The following is a 229-nucleotide window of genomic DNA, read 5'->3' on the forward strand; positions in this document are numbered from 1 at the left end:
GCACCAATGCCCAATAAACGGTAAAAAATCCGACTGATGATCATCGGGCTCTGGCCCTGGCGGATCAGCGCGGCAATCTTGCGGTTTTGCAGGCCGGCCAGACAGTGCTGGTGCAAGTCCTCTTCGATCTGTTCGATGGCTTCCAAGCTGCACTGAGGGTTGTCCTGGGCGTCCAGCACGCGCTGCAGCATCGTTTCAAGCCGCTCGCGATCGAGGTGAGGGGCGCTCT

At 59.4% G+C, this 229-nt stretch carries 1 protein-coding gene; it reads right to left on the reverse strand.

What is annotated here, in order from left to right:
* The coding region (locus SB764_RS45250) for a hypothetical protein (RefSeq protein ID WP_410867473.1) at positions 1-229 on the reverse strand (229 nt) is incomplete at both ends.

Source organism: Paraburkholderia sp. SIMBA_027 (assembly GCF_046535315.1).
Classification (GTDB): Bacteria; Pseudomonadota; Gammaproteobacteria; order Burkholderiales; family Burkholderiaceae; genus Paraburkholderia; species Paraburkholderia tropica.